Below are 23138 nucleotides of genomic sequence, written 5' to 3'. Positions count from 1 at the left end.
GTCGGCAAGAAAGAAGTTTATGGACAAGACCACTGACAAAGCATCCCTCGCAGCCGTTAACACGGCGCAGCGACTCCGGAAGTTCCTCGGGGTGCCCAACGTCAAGCGTCCGCGCAAAGCGCCGAAGCTCGTGCGAGAGCAAATGGTGTTTGAAGCCATGGAGCCTCGCGTGCTCTTGTCCGGCGAAAGTCTGGTGATCCCGCCAGCGCCGCCTCAGCAGCAGGTCTTGTCGATCAATCTGAACGACCAACTCGGTTTGGGCGTGGTGGGCGCGGGTGGGGCGCCAACCATTGATCTGACGGCACAGGCATCGGTCAATCTGGGACAAGTTGCCCGTTCGCAAGCCAACGAGGTGGTCTTCGTTGATTCGCGTGTGGCGGATTACCAGGCCTTGCTGGACCAAGCGCTGGCTGCTCGCGGTCTGGCTGATCCGGCTCGAGTCGATGTGGTGGTTCTGGACGCCGAAACCGATGGCGTTGCGCAAATCGCCAACTGGCTGGCGCAGTATCAGGATCAGCCATTGCGTGCCGTGCACTTGTTGACTCACGGTGCCGATGGTGAGATTCAACTGGGCGACACACTGCTCAACAACGAAAGTCTGGGTGCTTATGCAGAGACGTTGGCACGCTGGGCCAATGGCCTGACCGATGCTGCGGACGTACTGATTTACGGTTGTGACGTTGCTGCGGGGGCGACGGGTGAATCGTTTGTCGCGCGTCTGTCTGAATTGACGGGCGCTGACGTTGCCGCATCGTCGGACCGCACGGGCGCGTCGGATCTGGGTGGTGACTGGTTGCTGGAGCGCAGCACAGGTGTGATCGATGCGGTGGCGCTGCAAAGTGCTGCTTGGCACTCGGTTCTGTCGCTGGATGCGACCACGTTGAACCTCAATGCCACGCTGCGGACACAACTGCTGTCCGTGCTGGAAAAAGTGGACGCCGTGGGCGCAGCAGCCCTGGATCAGAGCATCCTCAATGCTGACCTGCCTGGCTTGGGCCTGAGTGTCAACGAGTTGATCGGCCTGGACAGCAACACCGCTGCGACGAAGACCATTGGTCTGTTTGGCTCGACCAGCCTGAAGAGCATTGCCAATACGTATTTTTCGGCGCAGGGTAACAGCTCGACGCTCAGCGGTTTGTCGTCTGCTTTGACAACTGCGCTGCAGGCGGCGATGCCGACGAACAATGGGCAGTCTTGGTCCGTCTTGCTCACGCCCAGCTTCAACCCCGCAGCCAGCGAAGTGGTCGCTGGCCTGCAGATCAAGCTGGATTTGAGCAACTGGACGCGTACGGGGCAAACCTTCCAGGACATCGCCAGCTTCACCGAAAGTGGGACGCTGACCAGCGTCGCCAATGTTCACATTGACGTGAATGTGGGGCTGACCGTGGCTGGCGTGGGATCGTCCACCGATGCGGCGACAGCATTGACCAACGCCACGTCCACCAACCTGACCAGCTGGTTCAGCGTCAATCAGTTTGATGTTGAGGCCAAGGTCACTGGTGGGGCGGCCTTTGTTGAGCAGGCCGGTTTGTCGGTGACCCTGGTGGACACCAACAACTCGGATCGCCTTGATCGCATCACGCTGGCAGACTTTGCCGATTTGTCCGGCTCCACAACGGCTGACAAGGCAGCCAGTGCACTGAGTATCACGACCATTGCCAGCTTGTCCGGCAACGACGGTACGCGTGTGCTGACGGGTTCTGTGGTGGCTGGTGTTCTGACTGCCAGTACGTTTGCCGACGTGTCGCTGAGCAGCACTGACCTGACGAACTTGCGTAGCGCGTTCTCGATCGGCGCGGGTGTTCTGAGCAAGGTCGATGCGCTGACTGATTTTGGCGTGACGTTGCCCATGGCCGATGTGTCTTTGAGCAGCCTCTTGTCGACCAGTGATGGCCGCTCATTCAGCGACGTGCTGTCGTTCCGCACGCCAAAGAACACGACGGTGCTGGACGACTACTTGGCCAGCACATCCACGCCCAAGGCATCCGGTCTGATCCAGTATCTGACGCAATACCTCACGGGTACGGGCGTGTACGACGGCCTGGAAGCCATGATGTCGGCGTCAGCGGTGGCGGCGTTCATGAACGTTGGCTTGACGGGGGCGTCAGGTAACTTTGCCCTGGATCTGAAGTTGCGATTTGCGCGTCAGTTCATGAGCCGGTTCACGTTTGATGACAAGCTGGCCGGACTGGGGATTGACTGGCTGCCCGGTGAAGGCGTTAAGCTGGAAGCAGACGTCGGTTTTGATTCCATCTGGACTGCGTCTTCCAATGCGAGCGTCGAGGTCAATACCCTGACCACGCAAGTGCACACCACCAGCAGCGAGCTGGATGCCGGCTTGGTCTTGGGCGTGCTGGAAGCGCGCGCAGTCGGAACGCTCACTTTCTCCACGGACGCCATCACCGTGAATGTGGCCAGCGGCAATGCGGTCACTGCGGGTGGGGTGACGGGCGCCGCCGTCTCATTGGGTGCAACCCCGACGATTTCGGCTGCGGCAGACTTTGATGTCACTGGTTCGATCGGCAGCACCAGTTTCACTGCGCTGGTCAATCGGACGACGACCGATGCCACCAGCAACGAGTTGGTGATCACGACGCATCCGACGGTGGATGCACTGACCACCACGGATACCACGCCCACCATCACCGGTACCGCAACCTTGTCGGCCGGTCAAAAGTTGGTTGTCAGCGTGGACGGCACCGAGTACACGGTGGTGAGCTATGACGGCACCACGTACACGACCGGCACCAATGCAACCTACGACCTGACCAAGCGTGCATGGTCGTTGACCATTGCAACGCCGATGCTCAAAAAGAGCTACACGGTAACCGCGCAGTTGCTGGTCCCGTACACGTCGACCACCAATGCGGTGGCCATTGATGTGTCGGCAGGTACGCAGACCCTGACAGGGACGGTGGCGAGTGCGCGAGACTTGACCATCAGTTTGTCGGGGCCATCCTCCAAGACTTACACCGAGTCGGACGCAGCCCTGACCTATGACGGGACAACCTGGACCTTGGTCATTCCGAAGAGTGCGGTGTCTGCGGGTTCTTATACCCAGACGGTGACGGCGCAAACGCCCACGGGGACAGCAGGGACGGCCACCTTGACGGTGGTGAACAAACTGCCCGCCAAGACCTATGACACCTCGCTGCCGACGGTCAATGCGCTGACCACGAACTTCTCGACCCCCATCCTGACGGGTAAGGCGACCTTGTCTCAAGGGCAGACCCTGACGGTCAAGGTCATGTCGGGTTCCTCGCAGGTGGGACAGACCTATCGCTTGGGTGATGGCTACCTGAACTACAACAGCGACACACACGAATGGACGCTCGCGTTGCCCACCACGTTGGCAGCCGGGACCTACTCGGTGGTGACCAGTCTGGTGATGGTGCCGCACGTGGCCATGTCTTACGGCGCGACCAACACCTCGTTGGATGTCGTGGATCCTGTGTCGTTCAGCGATGTGGAAGCGACGACCTTGGCGGTCTCGGTGTCGAGTGATTTCGATGTCCTGCGCAAGTTTGCGAACCTCGATTCGGCCAGTCTGTCGAACATGCTGACGGACTTGGGCACATATTTGCAGATGCTGCGTGACTCAGGTCAGTTTGATGCTGTCTTGCCCTATACAAACCTGACCCTGGGCAAGGCGCTGGATTTCAGTGCGGTGTTCAACCAGATCACAGATGCCCAGATGGTCAATGTGCTGGCGTCGGGCATCACGGCAAGCGACGTCATTTCGCCGGTGCTCACACAGAACGTCTCGTTTGATCTGCAGTTCACCCGCCCGGGCGATGCACGCACCTCCTTGGTGACTGTGACGATCCTGGCAAGCGAAACGACGTCGTTCACGCACATCTCGCAACTGGCCGAGTTGATCGACAAGAAGCTTGCCGCTGCGTATGGCGGCATGTTGGCTTACACCACGGGTGATGGCACGGTGCCGACCAGCGCCTCAGCCACCATCAACCAGACTGTGGAGGGGGGTGTCGCGCTCGGCGCCATCGGCAAGAGCGACGAAATCCAGACTGTGGTGCTGAACGCCAGCAGCGGCACGTTCACACTGACCCTCGACGGGCACACCAGCGGCCCGTTGTCTGTGACCGCCAGCACGGTGGAAGTTCAGCATGCACTGGAAAGCATGCTGGGTGTGGGCGTTGGCAATGTGGTGGTGACGGGAACCCCCAAGCACTACAGCATTGAATTCATCGGTGATTTGGCCGGGCAGGATATGTCGGCCCTGACAGTCGCGTTCCAGAACGCGACTGCTGGCGGCGCACTGGATGTGCTGGCCAGCGATCTGGAGTTGGCAGACGGCGTCGTCAAGGGTCGCTTGAACATCCTGGAGCACATCGCCGGGACGTTCTCCGCGTTGAAGGTGGCGCCATCCGCAGGGGTGTCGCTGCAGAGCATCGTCGCAGGCAGCACCAAGGGCACAGGTACCGACGCGGTCAAGACGGCCGCCGTGCAGCGCATCACTGTGGCATATGGCGTGGGCGGTACGTTCACGATCAGTGGCAAGAAAGCGGACGGGACGACCTCGTTCAAGACGGCCGCCATCAGCATGGATCTGACAGGTGCGTGGAGCACGCGCATTCAGAGTGCCATCAACACGGCATTGGGTCTCGATGCGACCACAGGCGTGACCGTGGCCGTGGTCAGCCCCTCTGTGTTGACCACCAACCAAGGCGTGCAGGCCTTTGACATCACGTTTGGTGGCACCAGCGTGAACGGTATTGCGTTTGACACGTTCAGCGCTTCGGTGACGACCACATCCACCGATGCCATCCTGAGCCGTCCTGGCGTGCAGGCCGGAACCTTTGTCTTGCGTGAGGCTGCGCCAGCTGTGGGCAGTCAGTTGACTGGCACCGCCGAAATTCAGCGTCTGGTTCTGAGCAATGTGACCTGGGGGACCGGCGGCTTCTCGTTTGGTTTCTCATCCAACGGCCAGAGCTACGAGAGTGATGCCATCTACCTGTACAGCGGTAGCGACCCGGCCACGAAGTCGGCCGTGGCATCGGACATCCGCAGTGCCCTGTTCAATTTGCTGCATCAGATGGATGCCAGCATCAACAACATCAATGACATCACGGTATCCGTGGCGGTCAATGATGCGACGTCGGCCACGTACGCCTTCGACATCGCCTTTGGTGGTTCGCTGGCCGGCCGCAACATGGCGCAGATCATCGTCAACCCGGTCGCACTGACGCCAGCGGGCAGCACCAGCGTGTCGTATGGCAACCTGACACTGGCTGGCTTCTCCAAGTCGGGACAGGACACGCAGCGCACCGCCGTTACAACATTCACCACGTTGAATGATTTGATGGCGCTGTTCCAGCAAGCGGTCAATGACAACTTGGCCGATGGCGTTTCGTTCTCGGTGGATCCGCGGTTTGACGCGGCCACCAGCAGTTTCCTGTTCGATCTGAAGTTCTCGCCCGATGCGACCGTGTCCTCGGTGGACTTGGTTGTGCCCGAGTCCGTAGGCGACATGTCCGGCTTGACCGCCGACGCGACGCTGGACCTGTCCACATCGGCTTACTTCGAGGCCACCGTCGGCATCGACTTCCGGCAACTGAATACGTTTGCGCTGCAAGCTGCTGGGATGGCTGAGGCTGTCATCACGGGAACGTTGGAAGTCACTGCGTCGCAAGTGAATGACATCAGCGACAACGCTCAGACCGCGACCACGCTGAGTCTGGTGATGGGGAATGAGTGGGACAGCGATAACCAGTACACCGTCACGATCCCGAAGACGGATTACTTGAATTTCTTTTTGGGAACCACTGGTACTCCCTACACCTACGACTCCCTTCTGACTGCGATTCAAGGCGCGCTGAACGGCACTGCTGCGAAGGGCGATTTGGCGGATCGTGGGTTTTCAACTGTTGGGCAAGCTGTCACGGCGTCTTGGAAGGTCACCAACAGCAAGCACTACCTTCAGTTCACCGTCCATGCATCGCTGAGCAGTGTCAGCATTGATGACACGGATGCTGATACCGGGACCAACGACGCGCGTGACAACCGCTTGGGCTTTGCTGCCCCCATGGTGTCCGCGCCAGCGCCCAAGCTGACGCTGCCGACCAATGGCCAGCTGTCGGCTGATGCGACGTTTGCCCTGCTGATCGACGACACCACGCCGATCGCTGTGATCGTGAGGCAGAGCGACACCACGAGCAACACCAGCGTGGCGGACTTGATTGCTGACATCAATGCAGCCTTCCAGTCCATTTCGGTTGCCGGGGATGCTTATCTGGGGAGCGCTGGTTTGGGGTTCTCCACCCTGGATCAGATCGTCAAGGTCTACCCTTCCAGCAACGGGCAACTGCAACTGTTGACGCTCACGCCCAAAGTGGGTGCGCTGGAAGTCCGTATTCCCAATGAATTGAACACGTCGTTCACGGAGCTGGGCTTCCAGAACGGGCAGAAGACCCGCACCAGTGGTGCGGAAGTGTTCCTGCAGAACGTGACCTTGGGTGGCGATTGGTCTGCCACGGTCCATGACCAGACTGCCGCTGCCGGTACGACCTTGTTGAATCCCGGCACCGTGGGTACCGGGATGCTGGACCTGACGTTCGACAAGTTGGGCACGGACTACCAAGGCAGCTACCGCTTTGAGTTGCGTAACGACCTTGCTGACACGACGTCGAGCAATGACGACAAGCGACTGAGCCTCAACAGCGATCTGTTCGACGCAGTGACATCACAGATGTCGCAGTTGGGCATGGGCGGCGCGGTGTCGACCAAGAGCGACCAGGTGGTTTCCGGAACGATCGTTCAGGACAACGGCCGACTGTTGCGCGACGTGGGCCTGACTGTGACCTTGGCTGGCTTGGGCGCTGGTGGTGCTGACTTGGTGTTGGACATCACCATCACCGCGGCGGCCACGGCGGATAACAACAGCATTCAGGATCTGGCTGACGACATCGACGCAGCGATCGCCAATGCCGTCAAGGATGCGGGTGTCACTGCCGTGCCGTACGCCGGTGCAACCGGCCACACCGCAACCAGCACAACGATTGCTGCCGGGGCGAGTGGGACCAACTATCAGGCCAAGTACGGCTACGTTGGCGTTTACACCTTCTTCGACGACAACAACACGGCAGAGGTGTCGTCGGACGACAGCACCTCATTGCTGTTGCAGTTCTTTGCCCCCACATCGTCTGCCACAACATCTGCCGTGCAGATCGATGTGACCGAGCGCCTTTTGGTGGCGAACACCATGACGCCGATCGTGTTCGCGCAGAACACCGGGACCGATTACGCAACGAAGACGGGCCCCACCGCCAGCCTGAGTTTCAGCAACCTGAGCCTGAATGTGCCATCCAGCCTGGCATCTCAGGCAGTGGTGACCAATGGCACGGTGGTGACGATCAGCGTCAACAACCTGGCCGCTGTGTTGGCCGGTGATGCTGCCACGACCGATCTGGCCATCGTGCCGACGGACGGCTTGGGCACCCTGACTCCCTTGGCCAAGATCAACTGGAACGATCTGGCCAGCCAGTTTGCAGGTTTGCCTGAGCTGTTCGGTAGCTTGGCCGGTCTGGGTCAATACGGTGAACTGGGCCGACTGCTGCCCCTGTTGGGCTCGTCTGTCTCGGATGTCTTTGGTCTGGCGGATCGCCTCGACGCCATCCAGGCAGCGTTGGCTGCCCTCGATGGTTCTGTGGTGGCGATCATCGGGTCAGCGGGCAATGCAACACAAGTGCAGGACTATGACCTGGCCAACGATGCGACGTTCTCGCTGTCGTTTGATGACGAAGCGGCTTACGACTTCACCTTGCCGAAGGGCAGCTCTTCGCGAGAAGGGTTGCTGGATGATCTCCAGCAAGTCCTGGACACGACCGATGTGCAGTCGGACAGTGCGTTGTCCAAGCTGGGCTACCGCAAGGTCGGCCAAGCCGTCACGGTGCAGATTAACCGCACGACTCAGCAGATTGAGTTCGTCACCCGTGCCGATGTGCAGACGATGAAGCTGTCGGCAGCGTCGACCAGCACATTTGTGACCGAGCTGGGCTTCTTGCCCAGTGTGACCGCCACACCTGAGTCAAGTCGCGTGAGCTTGGCCTCCCTGCAATCCGTGTTGTCGAACACCTTTGGCAGCAATGGTGTGTCCCTGAGCTACGACAGCACAGCGAATGCAGAAGCCCTGCGGTTCAAGGTTCCGTACTCGGTCACGATTGACCAGGATGTCGCCCTGAAGATTCTCTTCAACGACGAATTCAGCAAGCTGCTGAGTGCGGCCGATCAGGCCAAACTGTCTGAGTTGGTCGGGACGGTGACCGCCATCACCGACGGTGACATGAATGCGCCGTTGCGCTTGAGTGCGACGGTCACCTTCAACTTTGATTTCGGTCTCGATCTGGCTGAAAAGTTGAGTGACGGGACAACGGCTAACCCAGCGTTCGGCAAGATCTTCTTGTACGACCATCAAGCGGCTGGTGCTGCTGGCTTGGCGGATGACACGGGTACCTTCGCCACGATCTCGCTGACAGCCAGCGCGACGGGCATGAACTTCGATAACAACATCGGGGTCATGACCTTGCGTGTGCAGGATGGCTCGGCCAGCCTGGCGCTGTCCAACACCAGCCTGGTGCTGGACAAGGACTCGGATGGTGCGGTGGACCGCACTTATCTGAATACCTATGATGCCTTGTACGACACCGCGAATGCGACCGGGGCAACCCGTGAACAGATCAGCGCGTTGGAAGACTTCCGTCGCGACAACATCGACGTGGTCTTTGCGGGCACTGCCGTGGCAGATTTGCCCATGACCCTGGTCCTGTCGGACGACCTGGGTCAGTTGGCGATGGAGAACCTCAGCGGGTTCATCAATCCCATGCCGATTGGCACGATGGAGTTGGACTTCACGGATCTTGGCGGCAGTTTGCGCACCGCGACCGATCAAACCTTGCACGTCGAGGTGGCGACGCCAACCTACGACGCCAATACGCTGACGCTGACCTATGACGGCAACAGCATCAATCTGACGGTTGCAGCGAGAAACAGCACGGTGAGCACCGACATCGTGTCGGATGCGGAGATCAAGTCGGCTCTGTCCGAGGCCGTGGCCGTGTTGATCAAGGGGGCGACGAGTACATGGGGGACGACCGATTACGCCAGTATGGTCGGCGTCACGGGCAACCGTGCCTCTGGCTTTGATCTGACCTTGACAGGTGAGTTGGCCACGACCTACGCCAGTGCCGCCAAAACCTTGAGCATCGTCGTGACGGATGGGGCTGGTGTGCTGCGTGGCTCCTACTCGACGCCCACGAAGCCCAGTCCCACCTCGAACACCTTCACCAGCAGCGGTCCGTCGCTGTCCAATGGCGTCAACAAAACACAGTCGATCCAGTTGTCGACCGTCAATGGCGCGACGGTGGTGTCGTCCGCGTCCATCACCGTCGCCCAAAGCGACGCATCCAGTGGTTTGGTGAGTGATTCCCAAATCCAGCGTGCCTTGGCTGATTCGGCTTTGCAGTTGATCACAGGCTCTGCGCCCATCACGCAGACCATCAGCGGGATCAAGGTTTCTGCAACCGGTGAAACGGTTTATCTCAGCTACCGTGACGCCAAGCAGAACATCACTTTCACGGCCAGTACGGGCAATGACACGACGGCCCTGAAGGAGGCGTTCTCGCGGTTGCTGACCGGTGGTACCAGCGCAACCAGCCTGATCACGGTGACGGGGACCCGCGCCGATGGCTTCACGGTGACCCTCAGTGGTTCGCTGGCCAGCCAGTGCGCCGGAGAGATCCGTGTCAAGACCAACGATGGCATCGTGGTTCGCTACGCGCTGGTGACGGTCACGGGCAGCCGCGCCAATGGTTTTGACGTGGTCTTGTCCAACAGCGTTGCAGCCGCTTTGGGTTCGAACACCTTGCGCGCGACGGTCAAAGAGACCACGGCCAGCCTCACGGATACGGCTACGGGCACAAGCAGCGTGTCGGGTATCAACCTGACGACTGCCGCTCAGACATTGGTGTTCAGTTACGCAGGCAAAGACAGTCAGCGCATTGCGATCGGTGCCAGCGCCGATGCCGCTGGTGTGGTGTCGGATGCCGCGATCAAGTCGGCCATCCAGTCTGCCGTGTCCACCTTGCTGACGGGCAGTGCCAGCTACGCGTCCCTGGTGACTGTGACGGGTGACCGCGCGAGCGGGTTTGCCATCGCGCTGACAGGCGCCTTGCAGACGGGCTATACCGGTACGCTGACCGCACAGGTCGTCACTCAGACGGTTGGTGCGACGCAAGGCACCTACAACCGTGGTGCGCCTGCGGCGTTGTCGACGCAGGTCAAAGAAGCGTATCAGCCCGCGATCGCTGGGTCGGTGAACACCGGCACAGGTGACGGCACACCTGAAGGTGTGCCGCAAGACGTGGACAACGAGGGTGACCTCAGTACGGTCAATACCGATCCGTACAGCACCTCGACAGGTGGCAGCGGAGCGACCTCTGCCTCGAATGGCTCGTCCACGCCTGTGAACGCCACCAGCAGCACTGCGCCCGCTTCTCAGCCATCGGCTGCAGGTCAGGTGATCAGCTACATCCTGCCGAACCTCGGTCACTGGCAGGACACCATGCTGGATGTCTTGCAAAAGGCAGGGGGCCTCAGTGCAGATCCTAACGATCTGGAGTCCTTCCCTCTGATCTTCCTGCTGCGTGATCCAACGGTCCTGCTTGATTCTCTCGACTCGATTTTTGCGGGTCTGCAAACCGCCCTCGAAAATGTCGTCAAGGGCATCGGCAAGCTGCCCATCATCGGCGATCAGTTGGTCGATATGACCGGCGCCGGCGGTGCGCTGGATTTCGTCATTGATCTGCGTAGCAATGTGCTGGGCTCGCTCAAGTCGGCCCTGGAGTCCACCATCGACGTGTATGGCGGGCTCGATAACGCCATGCGCATGTGGTTGTTCGACGTGCTGACCACGGACACGAACGGCGACTGGATCATCGATGATGCCGACAAGGCCAACGCGGGCTACAACCAGTGGTTGAACTTCGTGCAGGACTACAACGGTGATGGCATCGCTTCGGCAGACGACATCGTTGTGGAGTACCTGATTGGTGAAAACCAAGACATGAGTCAGGTGCAACTGCCACCGGGTCTGAATTTGACGGCCTTTGAAGCAGGGCAGCGTGCGTTCTGGGTGACTTCGGGCACCAACGTGCAAATCGGTTCGCTGTCTGCCGTGACCGGCGCCAATACCGACGCCACGCACACGGCGACCCTGACCGTACAGCCTGTGGATTTCGGTGGTTACAGCCTAGGCTTCACACTGGGCTCAGGTGACGATGCACAGGTCTTCCAGACGGCACAAATCAGCCCGGATGCCACGGCGGAAGACATCCAAGACGCACTGCAAACGGTTTTGGATGCCATCAATGTGGCTTATCGTCAGGTCTATCCGACAGATTCCGTCGTGCTGGCAACGACCGTTTCTGTCACAGACGGAGACGATGCAGGCACCTTCAACATCGAGATTACCGGTGGTGAATTGGCCGGCAGTCTGTCGCTGACAGCGTCGCATTACACGACGGATGCCGGACAGTTGGTGCTGGACGCCAGCATGGAGTCGATCATTGACTCCACTCAGGCGCAAGTGGGTGATCCGATCGCGACGCTCAGCGGTTCGACCTTGACCATCGATCAGGCTGCCGAAGCTGGTGAGTACCAGTTGGGCTTCTCGTACACGGTGGATGGCAAGGACACTTTGTTCGAGACGGTGAGCATTTCTCATACCGCTTCGGCATGGGGAATCCAGAAGGCGCTGCAGTCGGCCTTGGATGAGGCCCGCGAGGCATTTGCGGATGACCGAGGCGTGGCGCTGAGCACTGTTGCGGACACCGTGACCGTCACAGGCGGTGCTGGAGGCGTTTTCTCGATCAGCTTCAGTGGCGGTACGCAACCAGGCTCCTTGACGCTGACACATACCGACTACACAGAGTTTGACCGTCAGGCATTCCTGGAAAGCGTTCTGGAGCAGACCACGGGGGTGCAGTTCCGGATGAGCCTGGGACTGAGCTACAGCGTCGATATCCCGACGATGAACTTTGACGTGGGTGTTGATGGACTGCCCTTGTATTTCACCGCTTCGGGCGGCTTGGGCATCGACATCAACTGGTCGACCTATCTGGGCTTTGGTGTTGATCTTCAGGACGGCTTCTTCCTGAACGTCAACATGCCTGATCACGCCGGTCTGGGTGCCGTGACGGTGCTGGATGAGCACGGGCATGCCGTGGGCGTGCAGGACAACGAAGAAGACGATGTCTTTTCCTACATGTTTGCCGTCGGCAAGAAGGACGTTGACCTCTTGCTGCAGGGGATGACCGGTGCTTTCTTTGAGCATCCAGACAAGATCAATTACTACGACGGTGTGATGACCGACGAGGTGGTCTTCTCGGTCGACGTTTACCTGAAGGGCTTCGACCGGGACGGCGACGGGGAAGAGGACACGCCCTTCTCGGCAGAAGGTCAGTTGCTGTTCCTGAACGCCAACCTCCACGACGATTGGAGTGGCTATGTTCAGGACAACACCGGCGCGTATTGGGGTGACATCAGCAAGAGTGCCGAGTCTCTTTGGGTCAAGGCCGAGCGTGTGCTGCGGACTTCTGCCGAATACGCCTCTGCGACGCTGAAGACCGAAGATCCTACCGAGGATGACAACGGCGATGCGCTGTATGGCTTCATCCTGCCGGATGACGCCATCACGCAGAACGGTCATGTCATCGATGATCCGCTCTACGATCTGGATTACAAGGCGCTGAACGATAGCTACAAGAGCGATCACAGCGGAAACGACCTCTTCTACATCGACTCGAGTGGCTATCTCCGTTATGCCAAGCCCTACACGGTTGGCAACGAGGCAAGTTCCGACAATCAGAAGTTCGCTGTGGGTGACCACGTCCAGCAACGCAAGCCCAACGGGCGTCCGCTGCCAAACAGCGTGATTCCATTGGGCGAAGACATGTTTGGTGGCGAGACCGGGATCACCGGTTCCCGCACCCATCTGTCCTTCGAAGCTGCGTTGGACATCGCGGACCCAGGCGCTGCCGGCGAAATGTTTGGTTTCAGCGGTGGCTCGGCCTCGATGGTCGAGGGCACCGTTGCGAACGGCCGACTGACATTTGCCAAGTTGGCGGGTGCCAGCCTGGCAGACATGATTGAGGTCAAGGCTCAGGTTCGCGCCCAAATCAACTTGGTGGCCGAGTTGGGCATTGGTCTGGACGGTAGCGGTTATTTGCCGTCCATCCATGGTGGCTTCCATCTGTACTGGGGCTGGGAAACCAGCAGCAAGGAGGGAGAAGATCCTCCTGACCAGTTCGAGATGTTCGATCCGCAATACGACAAGCTCTTCCCGACGGAAGCAGGCGAGAACTCGTCTGTGGCCAAGCCCAGCATCTGGTTGACCGACATCTCGCTGGATCTGGGAACGTGGGCGTCGAACTTCATGGTGCCTGTCGCCAAGAAGATTCAGCAGGTGATTGCGCCTGTTCAGCCTGTGATCGATGCGTTGACCGCAACCATCCCGGGCCTCGACAAGATCATGGGTCGCCCCTATTCCTTGTTGGATTTGGCCAGCGATCTCTCCAAGACGTTCGGTGGCGATGCACGTGTCGAATTCGTGATCGCTGTGGTGCGTCTGGTTGAAACCATCAGCAAGATCCCGACCGATGCGGCGAACCTGATCATTCCTGTCACGGACGTGCTGGTGTTGTCTGGCGTCCAGAACCGACAGTTCAACCTGTCGCCTGTGAAGGGTGTGATCAGCAGCATCAACTCGTCGAGTGGCAGTGCTGGCATCCCAGGCCAAACCACGGTGACCCTGTCTCAGGGGATGCAGAACCTGGGGGCTACGCTCAAGAAGCCTGGCAATGCGCTGAACTTCCCGATCTTCTCGGATCCGTTCCAGACAACGTTGAACTTGTTGTTGGGTCAGCCCGCCGATCTGGTGACCTTCACCCCGCCAAATCTGCAGGTATCGGTGGGCTTCCGGATGAGCTTCCCGGTGTTCCCGCCTCTCTATGTGGGCTTGGGTGGCGAGATCAAGGTTCAGGCCAATCTGACCTTGGGCTTCGATACCTTTGGCATCACCGAGTCGCTCAAGACAGGCGACTGGACGAACGTGCTCAATGGCTTCTATGTCAGTGACAACATCGTCAATGGCGTGGACGTGCCTGAAATCATCCTGACCACCAAGATCTACGTGTTCGCCGAACTGAACGGCGGCATCATCCGCGGTGGCGTGGAAGGGGGCATCAAGTTCGTCGGGACCCTGGACCTGTGCGATCCGAACAAGGACGGCAAGGTCCGTGCCTTCGAAATCGCGGCGGCAGTTCAAGACAATCCGTTGGATCTGGTCTCGGCCAACCTGCGCTTCTCGGCGACGGTGTCGGCTTATCTGGATGTGTTCGCCATCTTCTCGTACGTGCGTGTGTTCGAGTACACATTCATGGACGTGACCTTGTTCGAGTGGTCGTTCAACCCCTGCGACAAGAAGCCAGTGCTGGCCACCATGGACGGTTCTACGCTGGTGCTGAACACGGGCTCGACGGTGGGCGCCATCGATGGCAACCCAGCCATCACCTATCAGGCCAGCGATCGTCTGCGCCGTGACACCACCGATGGTGACGAAAAGTACACGCTCACCGGTTCCAGCAGCTCCATCCACATCTCGGCGATCCTGCCGAACGGTCAGACCTATACGCAAGACTTCTCGTCGGTCACGACCGTCCGTGGGTATGCCGGCAATGGCAACGATGTGTTGGACGCCTCGGCCTTGGACATCCCGGTGTACTTCGTGGCCGGCTCTGGCACGGATACGCTGATTGGCGGCTCGGGCAACGACGTGTTGGTGGGTTCGACCACCGGTACGGCCACCTTGCGTGGTAACGGTGGCAATGACAAGTTGATCGCGCGTGGCGGTACAACGGTCATGGCCGGTGCGGGCGGTAACGACACCTACCGTTTCTTGGGGAACTGGGGTCAGGCCACCCTCATCGATGGTTCGAGTACAGACCAGTTGGGCGAGAACACGCTCGACTTCTCTGCGCAGACGCAGTCCGTGCGCATTGACGATGCGTACAGCACGGCGATTCAGGGCACCAACAAGGTTGTCTGGAGTGCATCGACCTCGACCGACCTCATCAAGGGCGGTTCGGGTAGCGATATCCTGGACTTCTCCGGCCGCGAGAACAACCTCACCATGAGCGTGACCGGTAGCGACGCGGGCTGGGTCACGGGCTCTTCAACGGGCGACAGCACCGTGTCGGGCTTCAGCAAGTCCGCGGCGCAGACCAGCATCGGTAGCCGTGGCTTCTCGTTCCTGGGGTTCGAGAATGCTGTGGGTAGCCAAGGCAGTGATGTCTTCTACATCCGTGATGGAGCCTCGCTGACGGGTAGCCTGTATGGCGATACGTCGGTTGGTCTGCATCACGATGACACGACAGGCAATGAAAACGCCAACGCGCGCAACACCATCGACTTCTCCGACTACACGAACAGCGTGACGGTGAACGAAGAGGGCGCCAGTGCGTTCGGGACGGCTGGTGCCAAGAACATCACGGTCCGCGGCATGCACAACATCTTCGGTGGTGCTGCCGGCGACACGTTGATTGGCGATGGGCGTAACAACCTCATCGTTGGTAACGGTGGTGCGGACACCCTGGAAGGTCGTGCCATGCATGACCTTCTGATTGCCGACACGTTTGTCACCTGGACAAACGAGAACGCTGCGCCGAGCAACCCCGGCGTGGTGGACAACTACGTCCGTCTGGAAGCGATCGGCATGGCCGCAGGATTTGGTGGCGATGGTCGCCGCTGGATCTGGATGGGACAGACGCTCGAAAACCGTAGCCTGAGCACCGGTAGCCAAGTCCTCAAGGGCGGCTCCGGCAACGACATCGAGATGGGCGCCTTGGGCAGTGACGTCTTTAACGTGGGCGGCGCAGGCGAAGGCAACGACACGATCATGGCCGATTTGGGCCGCATCGTCGTCGACTATCAGACCCGCAGTGCGCTGTATGCGTACACCAAGGGCGCGGCAGGCGGTAACGACACCATCTACCTGGGCAGTGGCAACAACTTGGTCCTGGCGGGTTCCGGCAACGATACCGTCAACGGCCTCGACAAGTCCGACAGCATGAACATCATCCTGGCCGACAACGGCGAGGTGAAGTTCCGCTACAGCGCTCAGACAATTGACGGTGCGGCTGGCAAGCGTGCTTTTGACACCAGCCCCGATCTCACTCCGGCCAACAATCACATGTTGGAGTACGTGCAGACCACGCTGAACGAGAACGGCGCCCAAGGTGGCAAGGACTCGATCAACCTGGTCAGCGGTTCGGCTGTGGTGATGGGTGGTGCTGGCGACGACCAGATCACCTTCAGCGCAGTGGCCTCGACGGGTTCGAATGTGCGCTGGGTGGCGGGTGACCATGCCCGCCTCGATACCGACGAAAACGGTAGCGTCATCAGTTTCAAGACCACCGATGTGGCAGCGTCCACGGGTGGTGCGGATACCATCCGCATTGGCCAGACCAATGACAGCAACCTCCGCTATCTGGGCACGAACTACGTGCTGGGCGGCATGGGTGCTGACACGATTCTGGTGTCCGCTGCGTATGACGCTGCGACCGCGACAGCCACCTTCGGTTCGGCGAACAGCACCGACATCATCTTGGGTGACAACGGCAGCATCACTCGTCCGGCAGGGTCGCAATACCTGTCACAGGTGACCTCGACTCAAATCGATGGCACCTTGGGTGGTGCAGACGTGATTGCCACGGCCAACGGTGACAAGACCATCATTGGTGGTCAGGGTGCAGACAGCATCACCGTCAACACGGCAGACAACTTCACCACGACAACGGGCAACTACACCCGTTTGATCGCAGGCGACAACGCGCAGATCGACTACGACGCGCGAGGCCAGTTCATCGTCTTCCAGACGCTGGATACGATGGCATCCACCGGCGGTGCCGATGTGATTCGTGTGGGCAACGACCTCAGCACGGCAGGTCTGGGCTTCAATGTCATCTTCGGTGGCATGGCAGCTGACCAGATCTATGTGGCGGCTTCACGCGATGAGTCGGCACAAATTGACCGCCTGGGTCAGTCCATCAGTGAAGACATCATCCTGGGCGACAACGGACGCATCGAGCGCTCGGCCAGCACGGCGACGACCCCCAATCAATTGCTGCAGATCGTGTCGACTCAGACCGACAAGGGCGGCAATGATCGCATCCTGACGGCCAATGGTGGCAAGGTGCTCGTGGGTGGCTTCGGTGCGGATGTGATCCGTGCGCTCGACGGTGACAATCTGGTCATGGGTGACAGTGCCCAGATCGATTACGACACTGTGGCAAGCAACGGGGTGATCCGCTCTGCTCAGTCCATCGACATCGTGATCGGTGGCGATGACGTCATCACCCTGGCCGAAGGCTTCAAGCTGGTGTCGGGTGGCTATGGTGTCGATGCCATCACCATCAATGCTGACAACGTGGCGAGCGCAGGTTCGACCGTGACCAGCAGTGACGCGGTGGGTGCAGCGGTGTGGGGTGCTGCGGCACTCACCCGCGTGACCAGCGTAGTGGGTGTGGCGGCGGCGACCGATGCGGCCGCAGCGGCCCAATCCGGCAAGCGTGGTCGCACAGGCCGATTCGTGGCCGGTGACAACGTGCGCTTCGTCTTCGACGATCAAAGCGGTCTCATCGAGATGAGCGACACCGACCCGATCGCTGCCACCGGTGGCGCCGATGCGATCTTGCTGGGGGCCGATTCGGTGACAACGGCCACCGACCTGGGCCTGCAAGTGGTCATGGGCGGCATTGCGGGCGACACCATCACGGTGCGCGACATCACCAAGTCGGAAGACATTCTGGTGGGTGACAACGCGACCTTCCTGCGCGAAGCTCGCAACTACGCGCCGATCTCTTTGACCAGCACGATCACCGAAACAGGTGGTGCCGACGTCATCAACACGGGTCGTGGTGACAAGATCATCGTGGGCGGTTTTGGCGCCGACATCATCAATGCCCGTACCGTGGCAGCAAGCGGCACTGTCAACCGCAGTGTGGTCTTGGGTGATTCCGGCAAGCTGAGCTGGACCTCGGGTGCCTTGCAGCGCGTGGAAAGCACCGCATGGGGCTTTGGCGGCGATGACCGTGTGACCGTTGCCGATGGTGATGTCACCTTCATTGGTGGTTATGGCCGCGATACGCTGTCGGTTGATTCCTCGCAGTCTGCCTTCCGCCTGGCTGCCGGTGACAACGCTCTGTTCCAGTACAACGGCACCACCGACGTGTCACTGCAGGCAGAAAGCCTGTCTTCCGCCCAGACGCTGGACCAGGTGTCCAGCACGGGTGACGGCGACGAGTTGCGCATTGGTGCAGCCGGTGGGCTCACAGGCTCCATGGGTCAAGCCATCGTGCTGGGTGGCGTTGGGGCCGATACCCTGACTGTCACCGGTCAACAGGCAGACAGTCTGCTGATCGGCGATAACGGTCAGATCGACGTTGCGCAAGGCTCGCCTGCGAGCGGTGCGCAGCTGGCGATGAGCTGGTCGAATGGTCAAGCCACCAACGGGACCTCCTTCATCGACTCCGTGGTGACGCTGCTGCCTGAACTGGGTGCGGGGGACATCATCAATACTGTGTCTGGACGCCACGTTCTGGTGGGTGGTCAAGGCGCGGATACCTTGTCTGCTGGCCGCGGCGATGGCGTGGTGTTCGGCGATGGTGCGCGGCTGTCGTATGCGGCAGGCGTGCTGCGTCAGGCCACCAGCGTTGGTTTGGGCCAAGGCGGCAACGACACGATCAACCTGGGCTCGGGTAGCACAGCGGACGACGGTCACCGCATCGTGGTGGGCGGCGTTGGCGCCGACCAGATCACCATTTCGTCGGTGCAGGGCACGGACACGAGCGCACCTCGTGAGCGCCTGGTGTCGGGCGACAACGCCACCGTGGCGTTGGACGCATCGGGCCGCATGACGGCGTTCCAGACCCTGGATGCCGACGCGGCAACCGGTGGTGCGGACACGGTGATCGTGTCGGTAGCCGGCAGCGGCTCGGTCAGCGGCAACAGCACTGTCACGGCGGGTCTGACCGACCTGAACGTCGTGGCGGGTGGTGTGAGCGATGACACCCTGACCGTGAGTTCTGCTGGACGCTACATTGGTGTGGCCAGCGGTGACAACCTCGACTACCGTCGCAACGCTGGCGTCGCCATGTATGCCGGTGTGTTGCAACCTTATGTGGGTGGTGACGACATCATCAAGCTGGGGTCTGGCGAGCTGACCGTGTTTGGTGGCGCAGGTGCGGATCGCATCGAAGCCACCTCCGTGGCAGGCGATCGCGTGATCGGCTTCGGTGACACAGGCACCGTGAACTATGAAGACAATGGTTCGGGCTTGCTCAGCCAGATCAACACGACGGCTGATGAGGCTGGCGGCGCTGACGTGCTCAATGTGGGCTCGGGACGCATCTACCTGATGGGTGGTGCAGGTCGTGACACGCTGATTGCTTCCGGTGTGGACAACGACACCCGCGTGGTCTTGGGCGACACGGGCCAGGTCAACTTCAGTGCAGGTGAACCTGGCTTGATCCAGACCAGCCTGGACAACGCCGATGCAGCCAACTCCGCTGATTCGATCATGGTGCCGTCCGGTACAGCCGGCCGTAACTTCGTGATCGGTGGCGCTGGCGTGGACACCCTCATCAGCACGGTGGGATCGCAGGACCGCGTGCTGCCGGGTAGCGGCATGCTGGATGCGGCGACCGGCAAGATCGTGAGCGTCACGGTGCTGGGTGCCACGGGCGAATTTGGCTATCGCATCGGCACGGATGGCGGTCCGGTTGACTCGGCGTTGTATCCCGGCGCCTTGTACGGCAAGGTCGATTTGATCGAGCTGGTGGCGCGCGAAGGCGTCATCGACACGGGCGATGGCACTTACACCCTGACCGGCGAAGGCAATGTGCGTGACGGTGTGACACAGTCCGCCTCCGGTCGCATTGCGTACCCATCGTTGACCATTGGTTTGGCTACCTTCCCTGAAGGGGTGATCAATGGAGCGTATGGCAGTCTGACCATGAGCCGTGACGGTAGCTGGGTTTACACCGTTGCAGGTGCCTCGCTTGCATCCGCTCTGGATGCACAGATTCAGCATCTGCAGGCTTTGGCAACCGGTGAGGTTCGTCAAGAGGTGTTCTATGTCACGACCGATGACGGCAGCACCACCACGGTGAGCATCACGGTGCAAGGCAACCCGCTCAAGGTCTACGCCCACAACGGCGCAGCGACCGAGGCTGGTGGTGTGGCCAACGCCGTGGCGGGCAGCAATGCACAAGGCAGCGCAGCTGCCGGTGGCATGCTGGACAACGCTGTGGGGTCCACCAACTCCGGGGCAGCCATCGCTCGCGTCAGTTTGGTCAGCAGCACCTCGGTGTCGAGCTCCGGCGCGGCAGGTGCCTCCGTCCTGGGCCGCTATGGCGCCTTGACGGTCAATGCGGATGGCAGCTACGTGTACGTTGTGGACAACAGCTTGGCGGGTGTTGAAAACCTCGCTGCGGGCGAAGTCGCAGACGATACCTTTGACATCCAAGTGGTTCGTGACGGTGGTCGCACGGTGGTCACACAGTTGACCGTGCGCATCACTGGTGCGAATGACACGCCAGTCGTGTCCGTGGTGGACGTTGTTGGTGCGGTCACTGAAGATGCCGCTGCAACCGGCACACTCACAGATTCCGGCACCATCGATTTCACAGACGTGGATCTCTCCGATGTGCACAGCATCGGTCCGGTCACGTCGTCGTCGGGCGCTTTGGGGACGTTGTCGGCCATCGTGTCGACTGACGCCAGTGATGTGGATGGCACAGGTGGCGTGGTCACCTGGACCTACACCGTCGACAACGCCAAGGTCAAATACCTGGCTGCAGGCGAAACGCGTGTAGAGACATTCACGTTCAATGTGCTCGACGGCCATGGTGGCTCGGTGGCACGAACCGTGACCGTCACGATCACCGGTACCAACGATGAGCCGGTGGTCGCCAGCACCGACGTGACGGGTGGCGTCACCGAATTGGTGACACCTGCCGGGAATCTGTCCGACAGTGGCAGCATCGCCTTTGAAGATGTGGATCTGCGCGATACGCACAGCGTTGTCGTGACGCCTGAGGCTGGCGTGATTGGCACGCTGGTGGCGAGCGTCTCTGCGCAAGCCAGCGATGTCGATGGCAAGGGTGGGGTGATTTCCTGGACCTACACGGTTGCGGCCGATCAGGTGGAATACCTGGCAGCGGGTGAAACGCGCATCGAAACCTTCACTGTGACACTGAGCGATGGCCAGGGCGGCAGCATCGACCGGACGGTCACCGTGACCATCACCGGCACGGCTGATGCACCGGTGGTGGCCGTCAGTGACGTGACGGGTGGTGTGCTCGAAATGACGGCACCGTCTGGTCAACTCACAGACAGTGGCACGATCGCCTTCACTGATGTCGATCTGACCAATGGTCACAGCGTGACCGTGACATCGACGTCCACGTCACCTCTGGGGACGTTGACGCCGGTGGTGACGACCGACACAACCGGCTCGGGCACGGGCGGCTTGCTGACCTGGACGTACGCGGTGGACGCCGACAAGCTGGAATATCTGGCCAAGGACGAGACACGCACAGAGACCTTCACGGTGACGCTGACCGACAGCGACGGGACGACCGTGTATCGCACGATCACCGTGACGCTGACCGGCACGAACGACGAGCCTGTGGCCGTTGCTCAAACCGGCAACGCAGTGGAAGATGAGACCCTGACCGTGACAACGGGCGGTCTGCTGACAGGTGCCCAGGACGTGGACGTCGCAGACGTGCTGCACGTTGTGGGTGTGGCGTCGGGAACCTCTACGGCGCCGGTTGCTGGAACGCTGACGGCTACGGGTGTGTACGGCACGCTGGTCGTCAACGGCGATGGCAGCTACACCTACGACGTCAATACCGAAGCGGGTCAAGGCTTGGCTCAAGGTGAGACCGGTACCGAAGTCTTCTCTTACTTGGTGAGCGATGGCCAAGGCGGCTTCACCACCCAAACACTGACATTGACGGTCGAAGGCCGTAATGACGCCAGCACGGTGGTGGGGTCCACCACTGCTGCGGTCCAGGGTGATGTGGTGACTCCGGTCAGCGGCAAATTGACGGTGGTCGATCCGGACGGCAACGAGTCCTTGTTCAATGCAGGTACGGTCAACGGTCTGTATGGCAGCTTGACCGTGGACACGGCAGGTAACTGGACTTATGTCTTCAACCCTGCGTTGATCCCGGCGGGTCAGACTGCGGACGATGTCCTGCGTCTGAGTACAGTGGATGGCACGGTGCTGGTGATGACCGTCACCGTGACGGGCGCACACCCCATCGTGGTGGGCGGTGTGACGGGTGAGTTGCTGATCCTCGCGGACAACGGCGTGAGCCAGAGCGGTGGCACAACGGGCGGCAGCGCTGGTGCTGCGCCTGTGATGCCGCAGGGTACTGCGGGTGAAGAGGCCTCAGGCATGGCTGATCAGATCGGGGCGCTGGGCGCCTTCGGTGGAAGCACCCTGATTGAGAGCTCGGGCAACGCCATCACGGCACTGAACCCCAGCGGCTTTGGTGGCGCAGGCGTCAGCCTCATCACGGCATTCCGTATCGAGGTTGAAGGACAAGGGGAACGTCTGGGCTTGACCATGCCTCAAGAGATGTTCTTGAGTGAGACAGCCCAAGGTGCTCACCGTACGGAAGGCGATCTGCGCTTCATGCCGCAGATCCGCTCGGTGATCCTGTCCTTCCAGATCAACGGCAATGTTCAACCTGGCCGTTCGTCCATTGCGCTGGTCCCGGAATTTGCCTCGCAGTTTGATGCGAACGTGCCTGAGTCCCGGCCTGCCCAGACTCAGCCGATCGACTCCACCGGTCCTTCTTCATCCAACGAGGGGCAACCCGCAGCACCTCAGGCCAGAGCCGAAGACAAAGACTTCGATTTGGCGTGGATCGGTGCCCTGGGCGTTGGTGTCAGCACACAGCGTATCCAGTGGGATGCACCCATCGCTGACAATGGTTCTTCCAAGCGCCGCCGTGGTCGTACGACGTGCGTGCTGTGATCTCTTTTTAGGA

At 60.3% G+C, this 23138-nt stretch carries 1 protein-coding gene; it reads left to right on the top strand.

From position 1 onward, the window contains the following. The first annotated feature begins 19 nt into the window (after positions 1–19). A complete protein-coding gene (locus ACOYNB_RS04040; protein ID WP_422837837.1) occupies positions 20–23125 on the top strand; it encodes a VCBS domain-containing protein in 23106 nt (7701 codons plus the stop codon). Positions 23126–23138 lie beyond the last annotated feature (13 nt).

The sequence above is a fragment of the Aquabacterium sp. genome, from assembly GCF_049317225.1.
GTDB lineage: Bacteria > Pseudomonadota > Gammaproteobacteria > Burkholderiales > Burkholderiaceae_C > Aquabacterium.
This window is presented reverse-complemented; position numbering and strand designations above follow the sequence as displayed.

What these genes read in the sequence shown, in the direction of transcription:
- ACOYNB_RS04040 (WP_422837837.1), top strand. Translation starts at nt 20, where the DNA reads ATGGACAAGACCACTGACAAAGCATCCCTCGCAGCCGTTAACACGGCG.